This is a genomic window from Streptomyces sp. NPDC001315 (assembly GCF_042896175.1).
In the GTDB taxonomy this organism is placed as follows: domain Bacteria; phylum Actinomycetota; class Actinomycetes; order Streptomycetales; family Streptomycetaceae; genus Streptomyces.
Window position 1 is genome coordinate 109158 of sequence record NZ_JBIAWZ010000017.1, and the last position, 16895, is coordinate 126052.

The 16895-nt window shown below is 72.1% G+C and carries 16 protein-coding genes and 1 pseudogene; 7 read left to right on the forward strand and 10 right to left on the reverse strand.

Annotated elements, in window-relative coordinates:
* Positions 1-100 precede the first annotated feature (100 nt).
* From ACFY16_RS32995 to ACFY16_RS33005, 3 genes are all read right to left on the reverse strand, one after another.
* Positions 101-1531 (reverse strand): GNAT family N-acetyltransferase, encoded by a 1431-nt coding sequence (locus tag ACFY16_RS32995; RefSeq protein ID WP_390650886.1) that lies wholly within the window; start codon positions 1529-1531, stop codon positions 101-103.
* Positions 1532-1914: 383 nt separating this feature from the next.
* Positions 1915-3501, reverse strand: a complete 1587-nt coding sequence (locus ACFY16_RS33000) for an alkaline phosphatase D family protein (RefSeq protein ID WP_390650887.1) — start codon at positions 3499-3501, stop codon at positions 1915-1917.
* Between the two features lie 338 nt (positions 3502-3839).
* Positions 3840-5333 (reverse strand): PLP-dependent aminotransferase family protein, encoded by a 1494-nt coding sequence (locus ACFY16_RS33005; RefSeq protein WP_390650888.1) that lies wholly within the window; start codon positions 5331-5333, stop codon positions 3840-3842.
* 47 nt (positions 5334-5380) lie between these two features.
* On the opposite strand from ACFY16_RS33005, the pseudogene ACFY16_RS33010 reads away from it, so the two are divergent.
* A pseudogene (locus ACFY16_RS33010) lies at positions 5381-6169 on the forward strand (DMT family transporter); the annotation flags it as partial.
* Between the two features lie 93 nt (positions 6170-6262).
* Here ACFY16_RS33010 and ACFY16_RS33015 read toward each other — a convergent pair.
* The gene (locus ACFY16_RS33015; protein WP_390650889.1) at positions 6263-7093 is read right to left on the reverse strand and encodes an alpha/beta fold hydrolase; all 831 of its coding nucleotides are present in this window, start codon (positions 7091-7093) and stop codon (positions 6263-6265) included.
* 305 nt (positions 7094-7398) lie between these two features.
* On the opposite strand from ACFY16_RS33015, the gene ACFY16_RS33020 reads away from it, so the two are divergent.
* Positions 7399-8160 carry a GntR family transcriptional regulator gene (locus ACFY16_RS33020; RefSeq protein ID WP_390650890.1) on the forward strand — a complete coding sequence of 254 codons (762 nt, stop codon included), beginning with the start codon at positions 7399-7401 and terminating at the stop codon, positions 8158-8160.
* A gap of 81 nt (positions 8161-8241) precedes the next feature.
* On the opposite strand, the gene ACFY16_RS33025 is transcribed toward ACFY16_RS33020, so the two are convergent.
* From ACFY16_RS33025 to ACFY16_RS33035, 3 genes are all read right to left on the reverse strand, one after another.
* The gene (locus ACFY16_RS33025) at positions 8242-9399 is read right to left on the reverse strand and encodes an ROK family transcriptional regulator (protein ID WP_351146093.1); all 1158 of its coding nucleotides are present in this window, start codon (positions 9397-9399) and stop codon (positions 8242-8244) included.
* A 101-nt stretch (positions 9400-9500) separates the two neighbouring features.
* Positions 9501-10163: a response regulator gene (locus ACFY16_RS33030; protein ID WP_390650891.1), complete on the reverse strand. Its 663-nt coding sequence runs from the start codon at positions 10161-10163 to the stop codon at positions 9501-9503.
* Positions 10164-10177: 14 nt separating this feature from the next.
* Entirely contained in the window at positions 10178-11338 is a 1161-nt protein-coding gene (locus ACFY16_RS33035) for a sensor histidine kinase (RefSeq protein ID WP_390650892.1), read from the reverse strand.
* A gap of 107 nt (positions 11339-11445) precedes the next feature.
* On the opposite strand from ACFY16_RS33035, the gene ACFY16_RS33040 reads away from it, so the two are divergent.
* Genes ACFY16_RS33040 through ACFY16_RS33050 form a run of 3 tightly spaced genes read left to right on the forward strand, consistent with a single transcriptional unit; the run spans position 11446 to position 13592 of the window.
* Complete coding sequence (locus tag ACFY16_RS33040; RefSeq protein ID WP_390650893.1) at positions 11446-12366, forward strand: ATP-binding cassette domain-containing protein; 921 nt, start codon at positions 11446-11448, stop codon at positions 12364-12366.
* 2 nt (positions 12367-12368) lie between these two features.
* On the forward strand, positions 12369-13091 hold the full coding sequence (locus ACFY16_RS33045; RefSeq protein WP_390650894.1) for an ABC transporter permease: 723 nt from the start codon (positions 12369-12371) through the stop codon (positions 13089-13091).
* Between the two features lie 57 nt (positions 13092-13148).
* Positions 13149-13592 (forward strand): hypothetical protein, encoded by a 444-nt coding sequence (locus tag ACFY16_RS33050; RefSeq protein ID WP_390650895.1) that lies wholly within the window; start codon positions 13149-13151, stop codon positions 13590-13592.
* A 14-nt stretch (positions 13593-13606) separates the two neighbouring features.
* On the opposite strand, the gene mug is transcribed toward ACFY16_RS33050, so the two are convergent.
* The 3 genes from mug to ACFY16_RS33065 form a co-directional block, all read right to left on the reverse strand.
* The gene (mug, locus tag ACFY16_RS33055) at positions 13607-14152 is read right to left on the reverse strand and encodes a G/U mismatch-specific DNA glycosylase (protein ID WP_390650943.1); all 546 of its coding nucleotides are present in this window, start codon (positions 14150-14152) and stop codon (positions 13607-13609) included.
* Positions 14149-15591: an adenylosuccinate lyase gene (purB, locus tag ACFY16_RS33060; RefSeq protein ID WP_390650896.1), complete on the reverse strand. Its 1443-nt coding sequence runs from the start codon at positions 15589-15591 to the stop codon at positions 14149-14151. The genes mug and purB overlap by 4 nt, the downstream gene beginning before the upstream one ends.
* 133 nt (positions 15592-15724) lie before the next feature.
* Positions 15725-15931: a hypothetical protein gene (locus ACFY16_RS33065; protein ID WP_390650897.1), complete on the reverse strand. Its 207-nt coding sequence runs from the start codon at positions 15929-15931 to the stop codon at positions 15725-15727.
* A 203-nt stretch (positions 15932-16134) separates the two neighbouring features.
* Between ACFY16_RS33065 and ACFY16_RS33070 the strand changes: the two genes are divergently transcribed.
* Positions 16135-16602 carry a hypothetical protein gene (locus ACFY16_RS33070; protein ID WP_390650898.1) on the forward strand — a complete coding sequence of 156 codons (468 nt, stop codon included), beginning with the start codon at positions 16135-16137 and terminating at the stop codon, positions 16600-16602.
* Positions 16603-16638: 36 nt separating this feature from the next.
* Positions 16639-16833, forward strand: coding sequence for a hypothetical protein (locus tag ACFY16_RS33075; protein ID WP_390650899.1), 195 nt, complete (start codon positions 16639-16641; stop codon positions 16831-16833).
* Positions 16834-16895 lie beyond the last annotated feature (62 nt).

Here is a 16895-nt window from a genome sequence, read left to right on the forward strand (position 1 = left end):
TCCTGCCCCTGTCGCCGCCTCGACGGGGGCTGGGCCTGTGACGAACGGCCCGGCGGAGTCCGAGTCCGCCGAGCCGTTCGTCCGAGTCGCCGAGGTGTTCCTAGTCGCGCACGATCCGCTCGCCGTACCGCTGCTGCCGCTCGTAGGGCAGCCGCGCCTCGACCGGTGCCGCGTCCAGACGGGCCGTGATCACCAGGGTGCCCTCCTCGATCTGGTAGTCGAGGGGGAGGCCGAGGCCGCGCATCGCGGCGACCATGCCGGTGTTGGAGGCCTGCGTCACGGCGTACACGCTCTCGCAGCCGGCTTCGACCGCCATGGTCACCAGGCGGCCGAGGAGTTCGGCGCCGATACCTCGCCTTTGCCATTCGTCCTCGACGAGCAGCGCCACCTCCGTCTCGTCCCCGTCCCACAGCAGATGGCCGAGGCCGACGATGCGCCCGGACCTGGTCTGCACCGCGAGCGTCCGTCCGAAGCGCGGGCTGAGCAGGTGGTTCAGATAGCGGTCCGCGTCGCCGACCGGACCGTGGTAGCGCATCGCGAGGGTGCGTGCCGAGCACCGCTCGTGCATGTCCTTCGCGGCCTCCAGGTCGCCGGTGTCGGCCCGGCGCACGGTGATGTCGTTGCCCTCGGGCAGCGTCAGCACATCTTCGCTGAGCGGGACGCGCGGACCGAGCCGGGCGTCGAGCTCCACCAGCGCCCGCGCCCGGGCGAACTCGGTCGGCGTGAACGGCAGATACGGCCGTTCCACGGTGATCACTCCGCCTTCCGGCGCCCGCAGCCGCATCACGGTGTCCTCGAGAACCCCCTCGACCGGTACGCCGTCCACCCCGCGGCCCTTGTCCAGCGGCGAGGCGGGCAGCGACCGGATGGTGCACCGGCCCAGCAACTGGCGCAGCGCGAGCGGGAGTTCCGCCGCGTCCAGCGCGGTGCGGGTGGCCAGGCCGAGCACCCGGGTCGGGGCGTCCACCAGGTCGTGCGCGTCGGCCCGCTCGATCCAGGTCGAGGCGCCGCCGGCCTGTGCCACCGCGCGGCTGATCTCGGCCGCGGGCAGCTCGCCGGGTGCCCGCAGCAGGAACTCGTCGACCGTGCCCTCGCCCAGGGGATGCGTCTGCAGGCTCAGGATGTCCACCCGCAGTGCGGCCAGTGCCGTGCACAGCATCGCCAGCGACCCCGGTTCGTCCTTCACCGTCGTCCGCATCCGCCACAGGGCGCTCTTCCCGCCCGTGGCCTGGACGGCCACGGCGGACGGCCCGGCCTGCTGCTCGCCGGAGCGCGGCCGGGCGCCGGTATCGGTATCGGTCGCCGGAGGCGCGTGACCGTGGTGGCGTGCCCACCATGTGTGGAATCCCGCCGTGGCCGCGAGCACGACCGCCGAGGTCACCAGCAGGGCCGGACCGTCGGGGCCGTGACCGATCAGGTTTGCCACGGCGTCCGCCACCGCCACGGCCGTGAAGAGGGCGGCGAGTTCCACCACGTCCCTCCGCCAGTGGTGCACGGGGCGCCCGTGTTTTGCACGCGTCACATCAGACATGTCTCGATTCATGCAGCCACTGTGAAGGATGCGTGTTGCGTGATCACGAACGCTTTGTGACTGAGCGGTAAAAACAGGATCTGCACCTTTTGCAGCTTTTTTGTCGTTGTGTTGCGCCGCTGCACCGGCTGGGCAACGCCCCAGCTCAGAGGAGGTGGCCAGGCGCGACGGCGTACGGGACCACGTCATGCGGCCACTTCCTCGGTCAGCGCACAGTGCAGTCGCCGGGCCTGCGTCACCCTGCGGGAGGAGCCGCGCCGGGCCGCCGCCCGCGCCGCTGCGAAAACCTCGTCACGATGGGCGAGTTGAAGGACGCGGTGGTGCCGCGCACCGGGGGATGACGCCGGTGCGCGGCACACGTTCGAGGGTACGGGACCGCGGACCTACTGCCCGACGCGTCCCGGCTGGAGAACCTGGGTGAACAGTACGGTGCCGTCCTGCTCGCGCAGCCGCACCGTCAGCTCCCCGCTGTCGCCGTCGATGTCGACCTCGCCGAAGAACTGGTAGCCGCCGGCGGGCGAGACGTTCGACGCGGTCGGCGCCTTCACGAACACCCGTTCCGGACCGAAGGTGTTGTCCAGCGCGCTGGCCGGGAAGGCACCGGCGTTCAGCGGGCCCGAGACGAACTCCCAGAACGGCTCGAAATCGGTGAACGCCGCTCGCGACGGCTGGTAGTGCTGGGCCGAGGTGTGGTGCACGTCGGCCGTCAGCCACACGGTGCCGGTGATCCGCCGGTGCTTGATGTACCGCAGCAGCTCGGCGATCTGCAGCTCACGGCCCAGCGGCACGCCCGGGCCGCCCTGCGCCACCGCCTCGATGTTCGGCCTGCCCTCGGTGGTGTCGGGCACGACCAGGCCGAGCGGCATGTCTGCCGCGATGACCTTCCACACCGCACGCGACCGCGTCAGCTCCCGCTTGAGCCACTCCAACTGCTCGCTGCCGAGGATGCCCTGCGGATCGACGGTCTGGTCGTCGGGGGAGTTGGCGTTGCGGTACGTCCGCATGTCCAGCACGAACACGTCGAGCAGTGGTCCGTGGCGCATGACCCGGTGGACGCGGCCGTCCTTCGCGCCGGGACGCAGCGTCGAGATCGGGAAGTACTCGCTGAACGCCCGTCGGGCGCGCGCCGCCAGCACGTCGACGTTCTTCTCGGCGTAGCGGGTGTCCGAGTCCGCGATCACCTCGCCCGGGTACCAGTTGTTGCGCACCTCGTGGTCGTCCCACTGGATGATCGACGGCACCTGGGCGTTGAACCGCCGCAGGTTCTCGTCGAGCAGGTTGTAGCGGAAGTTGCCGCGGAACTCGGCCAGGGTCTCGGCGACCTTGGCCTTCTCCTCGGTGGTGATGTTGCGCCAGGTGCTGCCGTCGGGCAGTGCCTGGGTCGCCGAGATGGGGCCGTCGGCGTAGATGTTGTCGCCGCTGCAGAGGAAGAAGTCCGGATCGAGCTTGGCCATCGCGTCGTAGATGCGGTAGCCGCCGAGGTCGGGGTTGATGCCCCAGCCCTGTCCCGCCAGGTCCCCGGACCACAGGAAGCGCACCCCGTGCCGGCGACCGTGCGGCACGGTGCGGAAGGTGCCGGTCACCGGCTCGCCGGTGCGGCGCGGGTCGTCCGGGTCGGCGAGCAGGACGCGGTAGTGGATCTGCTCGCCCGCGGGCAGCCCGTGCAGCCGGGTCGTGCCGGTGAAGTCGGTGTCCGGGCCCAGCAGCGGGCCGTTCCATCTGCGCGGGTTGCGGAACGACTCGGTCGCGGACGTCTCGACGATCATCCGCGCCGGACGGTCGGAGCGGACCCACACCAGCCCCGAGTCGGACGTCACGTCTCCCGTCTGCACGCCCCAGCCGGCCTGGGGGCGTCCCGACAGGGCGAACGCCGGCGCGGCGCCCAGGCCGGTGGGCACGGTCAGGGCCGCCGACGCGGCCAGCGAGCCGCGCAGCACGCTGCGGCGGCCGGGGAACGGACGGTGTGACATGGATACGCCTCCAGGAACGGGAACCGGCCGGTGTGCAGTGCCACAACTACTGGTGCGCCGCAGCGCACACGGAAACCAGAAGTGAACAACTGGCCGTCGGTTGGGAGGGCCGACGTGCGATGGTCCTGAGGAGGGGGACCGTGCGTGATGCTCCTGGGGTACGGGGACGGCGAAGGCCGTTGTTCCCGGGTGGCGGGATCGGTGCGGGATGCGCTCGCGGCACGGGGACGAGCGAGCGATGCTTTTGGGGCACGGCGACCAGCGAGCGATGCCCCGGGGGCACGGGAGTCGGCGAGCAGCGCTCCGAATCACCGGAACCGGCGCGCGACGCCTCGCCATCACACGGTGGCCGCCTCCGCCATCAGCCGTATCCCCGCGCGTATCCGCGCGGGCGGCAGATGCGCGTAGCCCAGGACGAGCCGCACGTCCTTGTCCCCATCGCTCTCTTTGCTCCCGTAGCTGTCCCTGCTCCTTTTGCTCCCGTCGCTCCCGCCGTGTCCGGCAGGCGTGTGTGTGCAGTCCGTCAGCGTGCGTATCGCGACCCCGGCCGCGGCCATGCGCGCGAGGAACCGTTCCTGGGGCCCGTACCGCTTCGGAAGCGTGGCGATGACGTGCAGGCCCGCGGCGATCCCGGACACCGACGAGCCGGGGAGGTGCTCCTCGAGAGCCGCCACGAGGGCGTCGCGCCGTTCGCGGTACGCCCGCTGGCAGCGGCGCAGTCGGCGGTCGTAGTCGCCGCCTTCGAGGAACCGGGCGAAGGCGGCCTGATCGAGCGTGGGGTGTCCGAGGTCCATGGTCCGCTTGCGCTCCACGACCTCGTCGGCCAGCGAGTCCGGCACGAGCAGCCAGCCCAGGCGCAGTGCCGGCGCGAGGGACTTGCTGACCGACCCCGCGTAGAGCACGCGTTCCGGGTCGAGCCCCTGCAGCGCGCCCACGGGAGCGCGGTCGTAACGGAAGTCGCCGTCGTAGTCGTCCTCGAGGACGAACCCGTCCACCGAGCGCGCCCAGTCGAGGAGCTCCGCGCGGCGTTGCGCGGAGTAGGCGATCCCGGTGGGGTACTGGTGGGCGGGCGTCGTCACCACGGCGCGTACACCGGACGCCTTCAGCGGGCCCACGACGAGCCCCTCGTCGTCCAGCGGCAGGGGTACGACGCCGACCCCGGCCGAGGCGTAGAGGGCGTCGTGCTGGGGGCTGCCGGGGTCCTCGACGCCGATGGCGCGCATCCCGCGCGCGTGCAGGACGAATCCGAGCAGTGTCGTCGCCTGCGCCACCCCGGACACGACCACGATCCGCTCCGGGTCGGCGACCACGCCCCGGCGCCGGGCGAGCAGTTCGGCAAGGGCGGTGCGCAGGCGGGGCAGTCCGCGCGGATCGGGGTAGCCGAGGTCCTGGTGAGGCAGCTCCGCGAGCACACCGCGCAGCGCCGCGGCCCAGGCGGAGCGTGGGAACAGCGCCAGGTCCGGGGTCCCGGGCAGGAAGTCGGCGCCGGCGCCGGGGGAGCGCGGGGCGAGATCCCGTGCGCGTGCGGGTGCGGCCCGTACGGCACGTCCCACCCAGGTTCCCGCACCCCGTCCGCTGCGCAGGTAGCCCTCGGCCGTCAACTGCTCGTACGCCTCCGTGACCAGGCCGCGCGACACTCCGAGGTCGACGGCGAGGTCCCGGCTCGACGGCAGCCGGGTGCCGGGCGCGAGACGTCCCGAGCGCACCGCCTCCCGCAGTGCCGCCTGCAACGAGCGGCCACGCGCGCGTGCCGGAGCCGAGGCGGCCGGCAGGAGGAGCTCCCAGGCGGCCGAGGCCGCGTGGCCGTCCTGATTGGTCCCCGAAGACGTCATGGAAGTGGACCTTAAACCGGACCGCTCCGATTCCTAGCGTCGTTGCCATGAACGCCACCAGCACGCGCGGAAGCCTCCTGGCCGCGCTCGCCTGTGTCCTCGTCGGCGCGTCCTTCACCGCCAACAGCGTGCTCGGAGACTTCCCGTACGCGGGCGGTCAGTGCCTGCGCTACGGCCTGGCCTGTCTGCTCCTGGTTCCGCTCGCCCGGAGGGAGGCGACCACTCGGCTGCGGGCGCTCGTTCCCCGCCAGTGGGCCCGCCTCGCGCTGCTCGCGGCCGTCGGCATGGTCGGCTTCAACCTGGCCGTCCTCGCCGCCGAACGCTCCGCGGAACCGGCGGTTCCTGGCGTCTTCGTGGGCTGCGCGCCCGTGGTCGTGGCCGTGGTCGTTCCCCTCCTGGACGGACGGCGTCCTCGACGTGCCGTCCTGTACGGGGCGTTGCTCGTCGCCGCCGGCGCGTTCACCACCCAGGGCTGGGGGCGAACGGACGTCATGGGCATCGCCTTCTCCGGGTGCGCGCTGGTCGGCGAGGTCGGCTTCGCGGTTCTCGCCGGGCCCGTGCTGCGGCCCCTGGGCCCTCGGCTGCTCTCCGCCACGGTGTGCGGCGTCGCCGCCGCGGAGTCCGCGGCGGCGGGGCTGCTGCTGGACGGTGGCGCGTGGCTGCGGCGCCCCGACGCCACCGAGGCCGTCGCGCTGCTGTGGCAGGCGGGGGTCGTCACCGTCGTCGGCTTCGTGTGCTGGTACATGGGCATGCAGCGGATCGGCGCGGAGCGCGCCACGCTGTTCTCCGGCCTCATCCCCGTCGTGGCCGCCTGGACCGCCCCGCTCGTCGGCACTGGCTCCTACGGCGCCGCCCAGGCCGCCGGCAGTGCCCTGGTCGGCGCGGGAGTCGTCCTGGGATCGCGAGCGTCGACCGCTGTCGGGTGCGGGTCAGCGGCTTCCGTCGAGGATGACGCGCGCGACCAGGGCCGGGTCGTCGTTCATGGGGCAGTGCCCGCAGCCGGGCAGCCGCACCAGCCGGGCCCGGGGGATGATCTGCTTGGCGCGCACGCCCTGACGGCGCACGAGCAGCCAGTCCTTGGAGCCCCAGGCCACGGTGACCGGGACCCCGGGGAGGTCGTCGGTGAACTGGACGGCGGCGCCGGCCCGGAGGGTCGCGTCGAAGCCCGTGGCGCGTGCCAGCGCGAGCGTCTCGGCGACCACGGCGTCGGGTGAACGGCGGCCCGGGCGGGCGTAGATCGTGCTCGTCAGCGCCGTGCGGCCGGCCGCCGTGCGCGACAGCCGCTCCACCAACGGCAGTGGCAGCCGCTGCGAGATCTGGCGCATCGCGATCAGCACGCCGAACGCGTAGCGCCGCTCGGCCTGCGACCAGAACCCGGCGGGGGACAGGGCGGTGACGGACCGTACGTGCTTCTCGCGCGCCAGATCGAGGGCCAGCAGACCCCCCAGGGAGTTGCCCGCCACATGGGGGCGATCCAGCTCCAGCGCCTCGCAGAAGGCAGCGAACACGGCGCTCGTCGTGGGCAGGTCGTAGGAGAGGCCGTCAGGCAGACCCGGGGACGCGCCGAAGCCGGGCAGGTCCACGGCGATCACGTCCCGCTCGGCGGCGAGGATGTCCACCACGGGGTCCCAGGCCTGCCGGTGGTGCCCTATGCCGTGCAGCAGGAGCAGCGGTTCGCCGCTGCCCACGCGCGCGTAGGAGACGGTCACGCTCTGCGGGCCCCGGGGGGAGGGGACCGTGAAGGAGGCAGTGGCGGACATGAGGGTGCTCCTCGTCTGGGACTCACTGACGGACGCCGTAGACAGCTTGTCAGCAATTGCTACCGACGGGTAGCCCCCAGTCGTCGCGCGTGTTGCGGCACCCCGGGCCCTCAACGAGCCCTGCGCATCACGCGTCCGAGCCGTCCACGTCATCCGCGCCGCGCTCGCCGGGCACCGGCCCACGGGATCGAGGATTGGTATTGACCAAGGGTGGAGGCCGTCCTATGGTCGCAGAGAAGTGCAACAACCTTTAATAAACAAGGGCGCTTAAACGCCGCCGGACCACGGCGATTGCGGAGGACAGGGTGGGGACCACGCAGCTGGAAACGGTGCCGGAACCGAAGTACTGGCACCTCAGGACCGTGCTCAGTGAGGCATTGGACTCGGAGTTCTCCGTGGGCGAGATCCTGCCCAACGAGCGGGACCTCGCCGCCCGCTTCGGCGTCGCCCGCGCCACGCTCCGCCAGGCCCTGGAACAGCTCGAGCTGGAAGGCCGGCTGCAGCGCCGCCGCGGCGTCGGTACGACCGTCGCCCCGCCCCGCGTGGGCGTGGCCGTCGGCACCGAGCAGCATGCCTGGCCGGGAGCGGCCGGTGATGCCTGGCAGCCCGTCGACTCCACCCTGGTGGTGCCGCCCGCGGCCGTTGCGGACGCCCTGGAGACCGGCCGGGACGAAGCCGTGCACACGGTGCGCCGCTTCCGGATGACGCACGGTCAGCCTGTCGCCGCCGAGCTGCTCCACATCCCGCAGACGTCGGTGCCCGACCTGTCCGCCATCGACACCCCGTCCGGACCGGCACGCGCGCGTGCCGTGCTGCGCGAGCTGCAGCGCCTGGAGCTGGAGGGTCAGGACAACGCCGTGGAGCTGGGCTCGGCCCGCGCCGACGACGCCAAGGAACTCGACCGGCTCCCCGGGGCCCCCGTCCTCGTCGTCACCACCCGCTTCCTCGCCGGGGGCCGCACCGCCGCGCTCTCCGTGGCGACCTACCGCGCGGACACCTGCCGGCTCACCTTCGGCGCCTCGGGTGGCGTGGAGATCCACCACGGGCCGGAGCAGCAGGCCTCCTGACCGACGTCCTGCCCGCGCCTCGGAACCACACCGGGGCGCGAGGCGTTTCACCGACAACACCGCAACCCGAGTGCGGCCCCGTCAGCGCCGCGCCGTCACGGTGCCCTCCACCGCGAACAGCTGCTCCTCCACATGGTCGAGGGCCAGCCGCAGCGCACCCGTCGCCACGGCCGCCTCGCCGAGGAGGGACAAGGTCACCTTCGGCGGCCGCAGGCAGTAGCGTGCCAGCTCGCGCCGCAGCGGCTCCAGTACCCCGTCCAGACCGGCCGCCCAGCCACCGACGACCACCAGCTCCGGGTCGAGCGCCAGAGCGAGTGCCGCGACGTCGTGGACGAGCCGCTGGATGAAGCGGTCGACGGCCGCCCTCGCCCGCTGGTCGCCCTCGCGCGCCTGCGCGAAGACCTTGGCGACCGCCTGCTCGTCCAGCGGATGCAGTGGCTCGTCCGTGGTCGACAGCAGTGTCTCCGGAGTGACCTCCCGGCCCAGCAGGTGCAGCGCGCCGATCTCGCCGGCCGCCCCGCCGTACCCCCGGTGCAGCCGCCCGCCGATCAGCGAACCGGCGCCCGGGCTCAGCCCGGCCAGCACGAACACGACGTCGTCCGACTCCGTGGCGGCGCCCTTCCAGTGCTCGGCGACGGCCGCGGCGTTCGCGTCGTTCTCGACCAGGACCGGGCACTTGAAGGAGCGGCTCAGCCGTTCGCCGAGGCGCAGCCCGGTCCACTCGGGCAGCGCGGTGCCCAGCCGCACGGTCCCGTCCGCCTCGACGATCCCGGGCGTCGCCACCCCCACCGCGCGCAGTGAGCTGCGTGGCACCCCCGCCCGGCGCAGGAGTTCGGCGACCGCCGTGCGCAGTCGTTCCAGGCGTTCGTCCGCCGAGGCCGTCTCCTCGACGTCCTTGGCCTGGGCACCGAGCAGCCGGCCGTCCAGGTCGGCGAGGAGCGCGGCGACACGGTGCGGTCCGATCTCCAGGCCGAGCAGATGACCGGCCTCGGCACGGAACCGGAACCGGCGCGCGGGCCGCCCCTGGCGCCGGGCGGCCCCCTCCTCGGCGGCCTTCTCGACGACCAGGCCGGCTTCGATGAGGTCCTCGACGACGCCCTCGACCGTCGGCCGGGACAGGCCGGTCACCCGGGTGATCTCCGTCAGCGTCGCGCAGTCCGTGGCACGCAGCGCGTGCAGCACCACCGCGGAATTGATCCGTCGCAGCAGCGAGGGATCCCCGCCGGTCAGCCGCCCCAACGTCCGTCCTCCCAGCTCGTGCGCGTGTTGGCCGGATCGTACTCGGCACGGAGGACCCCGGCGAGTTCCGGGCACCCCGGGCTGCGACCGGTGTACCCCCCTCAGCTCGGCGCCACGAACCCCGACTCGTACGCCGCGATCACCGCCTGGGTGCGGTCCCGCGCCCCCAGCTTCGCCAGTACCGCGCTGACGTGCGACTTCACCGTCTCGGTGCCGACGATCAACTGGGCGGCGATCTCCCCGTTGGACAGCCCCCGGGCCATCAGCCGCAATACCTCCGCCTCCCGCTCCGTCAGCCGGGCCCGCTCCAGCGCCGCCCGCGCCTCCTTGTTCCCGCGGATGTCGCCGTACTCGGCGGCCAGCTGCCGCACCGACGCCGGGAAGAGCAGCGACTCGCCCTCGGCGACCAGCCGCACCGCGTGCACGATCTCGGCGGGCCGGGCCCGCTTCAGCAGGAACCCGTCGGCACCCGCGCGCAGCGCGTCATACACGTACTCGTCGTTCTCGAACGTCGTCACCACCAGGATCTTCGGCGGGTCGGCGACCGTCCGCAGCACCGCGCGCGTGGCCTCGATGCCGTCCAGCAGGGGCATCCGTACGTCCATGGCGACCACGTCCGGCCGCAGCTGCCGCACCAGCGGGATCACCGCCGCACCGTCCGCCGCCTCTCCGACCACCTCGATGTCGGGCTGCGCCTCCAACACGGCCCGCAGACCTGCGCGTACGAGGGGTTCGTCGTCGACGAGGAGAACGGTGACCGGCATCCGGTCAGCGTAGATCAGCGCAGCGGCAGCTCTACATGCACCTGCCAGTCACCCTCGTCGGGACCGCTCTGCGCCCGGCCGCCGAGCAGGGCGGCCCGCTCGCGTATCCCGCGCAGGCCGCTGCCCCGGCCGGGCCCCGTCATGTCGGCGGTGAGCGGATTGCGGACCTCCAGGGCGAGAGTGCAGTCGGCGACTTCGACGCGGACCCGGACGGGCACCGCCCCCGCGTGCCGCAGCACGTTGGTCAGGGCTTCCTGGAGGATGCGGTAACCCTCGCGGGAGACCGGGCCGGACACGGTGTCGAGGGGGCCTGTCAGCTCGGCGTCGACCTTCGCTCCGGAAGCGCGCGCGGATTCCAGCAGCCGGTCGGCGTCGGTCAGTGTCGGCCGGCTGCTCACGGGCCGTTCCGATTCGCGCAGGATGCCGAGCACGCGTTCCAGATCCTCGAGGGCGGCCCGGCCGGTGTCCTCGATGGCGCCGAGCGCCCGGTCGGTGAACGCCGGGTCCCCCGCGGCGCGGGCGGCACCCGCCTGGACCACCGCCACGGTCAGGGCGTGACCTATCGAGTCGTGCAGCTCCCGCGCGATCCGGTTGCGTTCCAGGAGTTGCTCGGTGCGCTCCTCCAGGGCGGCGAGTCGCTCGGCGGGAGAGGGGCCGAGGAGGTGCCCGGCCAGCCGGGTGATCAGCGTGCCCGACGAGACGACGACCCCGGCCAGCAGCACCAGCGGCAGGGGAGCGAGGAGGCCGTACCACCAGTGATGGCCGTGGACGGGCAGCCAGCCGCCGTCGTCCGGGCTGCCGCCCCGCGCGGTCCGCAGCAGGTTCTCGGTGGTGAGGGGCAGTTGGACGGTGAGCATCGCGACCAGACCCCCCAGCGCGAGCCGGGCCTCCAGCCACAGCACGGTCCGGCCGCGGTCAGCCCAGGTCGCCGACGGAGCGACGACGATCTCCGGGACCTCGTCGGCGCGCCGGTCGACGAGCAGCAGCCGGGCCTGCAGTCCCTCGACGGTCCGCATCGCGGGAAGGAGCCCGGCCGGCGCGAGCAGGACGAAGGACAACAACCACCACTGTTCGACGAGGTACAGCAACATGGCCGGCCACACGACGGCGACGAACAGGTGCAGCCATCGTGTGTAAGTGACCGCCCGGGTGAACGGGCGCAGTAGGCGGGCCATTCCGACATCGTGCCAGCCGCCACTGACAGCGGACCTCCCCCGAGCGGGGGAGACGATCTCCACGGACGGGGGAGGAACCAACGCCCGGAAACGGCCAGGGTGTTGCCATGACCAGCATCGACGTACAGGACCTCACCAAGGAGTTCGGGTCCCGCCGCGCCGTGGACCACCTCACCTTCCGCGTGCTCCCCGGCCGCGTCACCGGCTTCCTCGGCCCGAACGGCGCGGGCAAGTCCACGACCATGCGGCTCGTGCTCGGCCTCGACCGGCCGACCTCGGGAACGGCCACGATCGGCGGCCGTGCCTACCCGACACTCACCGAACCCCTGCGCCACGTGGGTGCCCTGCTCGACGCGCAGGCCGCGCACGGTTCCCGCACCGGCCGCGACCACCTGCGTGCCCTCGCCGCGAGCAACCGCATCCCCGTCCGCCGGGTCGACCAGGTGCTGGAGGAGACGGGGCTGACGCCCGTGGCACGGCGCCGCGTGAAGACGTACTCGCTGGGCATGCGACAGCGCCTCGGCATCGCCGCCGTCCTGCTCGGCGACCCCGAAGTCGTCCTGCTGGACGAGCCGTCGAACGGCCTGGACCCCGAGGGCATCGTCTGGATCCGCGGCCTGCTGCGCCGGCTCGCCGCGGAGGGACGCACGGTCCTCGTCTCCAGCCACCTCATGAACGAGACCGCCTCCTTCGCCGACCATCTCGTCGTCCTCGGACGCGGCCGACTGCTCGCCGACACCCCGATGCAGGACTTCATCCACGCGCGCGTGCAGCCCCGCGTGCGCATCCGTACGACGGATGCGGTCGCGCTCAAGGAGGCGCTCGCCCGGCACGGCCACGACGCCGTCGAGCACGAGGACGGGCACTGGAGGGTGGACCATGCGCGCGTGGACGACATCGGCCGCCTGGCGTCCGCCGCCGGTGTACCGATTCTCGAACTGGCCGCGGAGGAAGCCACGCTGGAGCAGGCCTACTTCGATCTGACGGCGACCGAAGCCGAGTTCACCGCACAGCCTCAGGAGGCCTGATCATGTCGTTCGCGCCCGCGCTCCACTCGGAGTGGATCAAGACCCGTACGCTGCGGTCGCTGGTCGGCGGCCTGTGCGCGATCGTCCTCGCGACCACCGCTTTCTCCGCGCTCGCCGGACTCGACACCGAGGGCACCGACTTCGACCCGCTGTTCTCGGCCTTCTTCGGCGTCAGCTTCGGGCAGATCGCGGCCATCGCGGTCGGTACCACGGCCGTCTCCGGTGAGTTCCACGGCGGAGCACTGCGGCTGTCGCTGGCGGCGGTGCCGCACAGAGGCCGCTGGTTCGCGGCCAAGGCGACGGCCATCGGATTGCCCGTGCTGGCCGTCGGCCTGGTCACCGGGTTCGTGAGCCTCCTGGTGGGCCGGGCGGTCCTGGGGACGAAGGCCGACGGGCTGGGTTGGGCCGAGGGCGTGCGCGGGGCGGTCGCCTGCGGTTTCTACCTGGCGCTGATGGCGCTGTTCGCGGCGGGACTCACGGCCCTGTTGCGCAGCGGGGTCGCCACCTTGAGCATCCTCATCCCGTTCCTGCTCATCGTCTCCTTCGTCGTCGGCGACGTGTCCGGCAACGTCGCGGACTTCCTGCCCGACCGGGCGGGGCAGGTGGCGCTTCATCAGACCTGGGACGGCAGCCTGGGACCGTGGACCGGTCTCGCGGTGACCACGCTGTGGGCGGCGGCGGCACTGCTGGCGGGGGCGTGGCGGCTGGGCCGCAGGGACGCCTGACCTCACCCTGCGCCTGATGCCCCGCCAATTGTCAGTGGCCGCGGTTTTACTGGAGTCATGAACATCGCGCGGTTCCTCGCCACCATCGACCTGCTGTGCACCCGGGACTTCCCCGCGGAGCACGGCAGGACGGACGACGGCATGGGCGGACCCGGCTACCTCATAGCCGAGTTACAGACCAGCGGCGACTTCTGGGAGGACGACGGGACGGAGCGCGAGGAGACGGCAGCACAGTACGAGTTCGACCGGGACGGTCTCACCGAGCGGCTGACCGAGTGCTGGGCAGCACCGCAGATGTTCAGCCTGGCGAGCGTCCTCGACCGGGTCATGGACGACGAGGACATACCCGAGCCCTGGGCCTCGCTGAGCGGGCACGTACCGGACCTGCACCTGTGGCGGCCTCCGGGGACGGAACGCTGGCTGGCCCTCGGCGTGTCCCAGTGGGACAAGGAACTCCCGTTCCAGCTCCTCGCCGTGGTCACGGACGTGGACCCGCCGTGATCGGCAGTGCCCCGTCAGGCCTCCGCCGCCTCCCGCAGCCGCGCGAACTCCTCCGCCATGGTCGCCGCCGTCCAGTGCGCGTTCAGACCACTGGGATTCGGCAGCACCCACACGCGTGTGTCCCCGATCACCCGCTCCTGGGGCCCCACCCGCGCCTTCCGGTCGTCGAACGCGGCCCGGTACGCGGTGACGCCCACGACCGCCAGCCAGCGCGGCCGCAGCAGCGTCACCTTCCCGGCCAGCAGCCGTCCGCCCTCGCGGTACTCCTCGGCGCTCAGCTCGTCGGCCCGCGCGGTCGCCCGCGCCACGACGTTCGTGATGCCGAGCCCGTGCGACAGCAACTCCCCCTGCTCCGCCGGCTTCATGAGCCTCGGTGTGAACCCGGACAGATGCAGCACCGGCCAGAAACGGTTGCCGGGACGGGCGAAGTGGTGGCCCGTCGCCGCCGTCATCAGCCCGGGATTGATCCCGCAGAACAGCACACGGAGGCCGTCCGCGACCACATCGGGCACGAGGCGGTCGCGGGCGGCCTCCAGTTCCGCCTGGGTGAAGCGGGTCAGAGGATCGCTCCGGGGGTGTAGCCCGCGGCCTCCGGGCGCTGCTTCAGGATCTCCTCGACGCGGCCGACGACGGTGCTCACCTGGGCGGCCGCCGCGCCCGTGAAGGACAGCTTGTCCGCCATCAGCGCGTCCAGCTGCGCGCGGTCGAGGGGGATGCGCTCGTCGGCGGCCAGCTTGTCGAGGAGCTCGTTGCGCTCGGCGCCCTGCTCGCGCATCGCCAGCGCCGAAGAGACCGCGTTCTCCTTGATGGCCTCGTGCGCGACCTCACGGCCGACTCCGGCGCGCACGGCACCCATGAGCACCTTGGTGGTGGCGAGGAACGGCAGGTAGCGGTCGAGCTCACGCGCGACGACCGCCGGGAAGGCCCCGAATTCGTCCAGCACCGTCAGGAAGGTCTCCAGCAGGCCGTCCAGCGCGAAGAACGCGTCCGGCAGCGCGACCCGGCGCACCACCGAGCAGGACACGTCACCCTCGTTCCACTGGTCGCCCGCCAGCTCGCCGGTCATCGAGGCGTAGCCGCGCAGGATCACCATCAGACCGTTGACCCGCTCGCAGGAGCGCGTGTTCATCTTGTGCGGCATCGCGGACGAGCCGACCTGCCCCGGCTTGAAGCCCTCGGTCACCAGCTCGTGCCCGGCCATCAGCCGGATCGTCTTCGCCAGCGACGACGGTGCGGCCGCCAGCTGCACCAGCGCGGTGACGACCTCGTAGTCCAGCGAGCGCGGATAGACCTGCCCGACCGAGGTGAACGCCTGCGAGAAGCCGAGGTGCCGGGCGATCCGGTCCTCCAGCTCGGCGAGCTTCGTCGCGTCGCCGCCGAGCAGGTCCAGCATGTCCTGAGCGGTACCGACCGGCCCCTTGATGCCGCGCAGCGGATAGCGGCCGAGCAGCTCCTCGACCCGGCCGTACGCGACGAGCAGCTCGTCGCCGGCCGTCGCGAAGCGCTTGCCGAGGGTGGTGGCCTGGGCCGCCACGTTGTGGGAGCGCCCGGCCATGACCAGCTCGCCGTACTCGGCGGCCAGCTTGCCCAGACGGGCGAGGACGGCCACCGTGCGGTCGCGCACCAGCTCCAGCGAGAGCCGGATCTGCAGCTGTTCGACGTTCTCCGTGAGGTCGCGGGACGTCATGCCCTTGTGCACGTGCTCGTGCCCGGCAAGGTCGTTGAACTCCTCGATGCGGGCCTTCACGTCGTGCCGCGTGACCTTCTCACGCTCGGCGATGGAGGCCAGGTCGACGGTGTCGAGCACACGCTCGTAGTCGGCGATCGCCTCGTCCGGCACCTCGATCCCGAGGTCCTTCTGGGCCCGCAGCACGGCGAGCCAGAGCTGACGCTCGAGCTTCACCTTCTGCTCGGGCGACCAGAGCGTGGCGAGCTCGGCGGAGGCGTAACGTCCGGCGAGGACGTTGGGGATGCGGGGCTTGGCGGGCGCAGAAGTCACGTGTACGGAGTTTACCGGGCGTCCATACAGGCTCCGTACCGTCCATGAGGTGTAGGAACCTACAGGTCAGGGTCGTGGCGACCTTCGGCTCACGCCAGCTCTGTGAGACGAGTGTGAGACGGCGCGGCCCTGGTTAGGTCGGGCCGGTGCCCTCACCGCCGGCCTCGCGCTCCTTGCGAATGCGGGCGATGTACTCGCGAGACCAGTCGACTGAGCGGGCGATGCGGGCGTTCGACTCGCCCTCGTCGAGGTGCTTGTGGATGGCTGCCATAAGGGCATCCCGGGCCCGGTCGTATTCGTCTCGCAGCGCCCGGAGCTCAGGGATCTCATCTCGTGCCATGGCTGCCATGTTGTCACGACCTCTCTTGTGAACTCTGTGCGGAACAGAGTTGACAGTCCCATGGCGTAGGCGTAGTGTCAACATTGTTCGGAACAGAGTTGACGGCTTCGGTCGCGGCTCACCGGATACGCAAACGGCCCCCGGCTGGTGTTGGAGCACCGACCGAGGGCCTACGGAACCACCTGCAGCAACAGGGAGAACCGATGCTCAACCTTCTCATGACCCCGCATGCCGCTCGTACCGTCCGCGGCCTGTTCGGCACTGTCGCCGACGCGGTCCGCTCGGTCGTCACTCCGGCCGCCCTCGTCGAGGCGCAGCAGCTGGAGAGCATCGAGACGGAGACCGCCCCGGACCCGACGGACGTCTACGCCGCCGACGAGCTGCCCGAGATTGAGGCCATCGAGACGGCCGCCGCCGAGTACGCGGATGCCGCCGACCAGGCCCGCACCGCGGACCGCGCCAAGCGCAAGAGCCGCAAGCTCCTCGACCGCCTCCCGGCCGGCCTGTACGGCGGGTGGCTCGTCTCCCGCACCCCGAGCAGCCGTCAGACCGCCGACCTGGACTCCATCCGCGCCACCTACGAGCGGCTCGGCCTCGGCCCGGTCCCGATGAAGCAGTCCGCGCCGTCCCTCAAGGTCGAGCGCGTCGACGTCCCCGCCCTCACCGCCTGAATCCGGACCGGCAGAGCGATCGAAATGGAGACCGAAATGAACTGGACCACCGAGACGCTTCGCTCCGGGATTTCGCTGGAATCGCTGTCGGATGACCTGGGGGTGCTGGGCGTGCCGGGCACCTGGTATCGGGTCAGCGACGGGACCGAGCGGGGGCTGTTCGTTACCCGCAACCGGGGTGACGCGCTCCGCCTGTTCCAGCGCCGGGTGCGCCTGGCCTCCGGGGCTTAAGCCAAGTCCTTCACGCACGTCCGCATCACGGCCTCCGCACAAGCGGACGGCCCCGGCAGGTG

Excerpts from the sequence above, each read along its gene's own strand:
- ACFY16_RS33035 (WP_390650892.1), bottom strand. The coding sequence starts at position 11,338 with ATGGCCCGCCTACTGCGCCCGTTCACCCGGGCGGTCACTTACACACGA.
- ACFY16_RS33030 (WP_390650891.1), bottom strand. The coding sequence starts at position 10,163 with ATGCCGGTCACCGTTCTCCTCGTCGACGACGAACCCCTCGTACGCGCA.
- ACFY16_RS33075 (WP_390650899.1), top strand. The coding sequence starts at position 16,639 with ATGAACTGGACCACCGAGACGCTTCGCTCCGGGATTTCGCTGGAATCG.
- ACFY16_RS33045 (WP_390650894.1), top strand. The coding sequence starts at position 12,369 with ATGTCGTTCGCGCCCGCGCTCCACTCGGAGTGGATCAAGACCCGTACG.
- ACFY16_RS33070 (WP_390650898.1), top strand. The coding sequence starts at position 16,135 with ATGCTCAACCTTCTCATGACCCCGCATGCCGCTCGTACCGTCCGCGGC.
- ACFY16_RS32995 (WP_390650886.1), bottom strand. The coding sequence starts at position 1,531 with ATGTCTGATGTGACGCGTGCAAAACACGGGCGCCCCGTGCACCACTGG.
- ACFY16_RS33065 (WP_390650897.1), bottom strand. The coding sequence starts at position 15,931 with ATGGCACGAGATGAGATCCCTGAGCTCCGGGCGCTGCGAGACGAATAC.
- ACFY16_RS33040 (WP_390650893.1), top strand. The coding sequence starts at position 11,446 with ATGACCAGCATCGACGTACAGGACCTCACCAAGGAGTTCGGGTCCCGC.
- ACFY16_RS33000 (WP_390650887.1), bottom strand. The coding sequence starts at position 3,501 with ATGTCACACCGTCCGTTCCCCGGCCGCCGCAGCGTGCTGCGCGGCTCG.
- ACFY16_RS33050 (WP_390650895.1), top strand. The coding sequence starts at position 13,149 with ATGAACATCGCGCGGTTCCTCGCCACCATCGACCTGCTGTGCACCCGG.
- ACFY16_RS33015 (WP_390650889.1), bottom strand. The coding sequence starts at position 7,093 with ATGTCCGCCACTGCCTCCTTCACGGTCCCCTCCCCCCGGGGCCCGCAG.
- ACFY16_RS33005 (WP_390650888.1), bottom strand. The coding sequence starts at position 5,333 with ATGACGTCTTCGGGGACCAATCAGGACGGCCACGCGGCCTCGGCCGCC.